Source organism: Oleiphilus sp. HI0066 (assembly GCF_001635725.1).
Genome location: NZ_LWFH01001863.1, coordinates 1 through 828, shown reverse-complemented (window position 1 = coordinate 828; position 828 = coordinate 1). Strand labels below are relative to the sequence as shown.

Genomic DNA, 828 nt, shown 5'->3' with positions numbered 1-828 from the left:
GGCATCTTGCGGGCCGAACTAATAGCCAATTATGATTTGACCCCTGATTGGCCAATACTGATTTGCATTGGAAGGCTTGCAAAGGTCAAAGCATATTCAAACGTGATGAAAGCCTGCCAGACTTTGCCCGTTAATCTAATCATTGTTGGCGATGGCCCAGAAAAAAAAGCGTTAAAAGAATACGAGTCAGAACATATTAAGCTTATCGGCCACCAACATAACGCGCGACGATTTCTCTACGGAGCCGATGCACTTGTTATTAACTCGACCCGGGAGGGATTGAGTTTAAGCATGATCGAAGCGCTGCAAGCAGATACACCCGTACTATCAACTAAAGTATCAGGCGCAGCCTCACTGCTTCCGAACGAAGCAATTATTCAAGCGAACTCGGTGGAAGAGTTACGCAGTGAAATCTCTGCAAAACTTGGCAATAGTCATAAGGTCAGGCGATTAGCGAGTATGGAAAACGATGCATTTGAGTATGCAAAAACACAACTCACGAGCACGCGCATGCTAAACGCATATCAAGACAAGTACGCCTCTCTAACAGAGACTCAAGCTCAGTTTCTGTTTTTAGGCGACTGCAATACCTGTGGTACAGAGCAACTCAAGGCACCAGTATATGCCGACATAGTTGGGCGCCACTTTGAGCGTTCAATACAGAATTGCGGACTGACCATGTCTACTACGCGTGAAGCGCTCGAGTTTTTCAAAGACTACGAACACCCGAAGATCGAAATTATTTTCATTCAATATGGCCTTGTCGATAGCTGGCTGACAATCAAAGCCGCGCCTTATGTGCTGTATTACCCTGACTCATCCACTCGT

The 828-nt window shown here is 45.9% G+C and carries 1 protein-coding gene; it reads left to right on the top strand.

Annotation, left to right across the window (positions count from 1 at the left end):
* Positions 1-6: 6 nt before the first annotated feature.
* On the top strand, positions 7-828 hold an 822-nt coding region (locus A3738_RS28710), incomplete at its 3' end, for a glycosyltransferase (protein WP_369819848.1).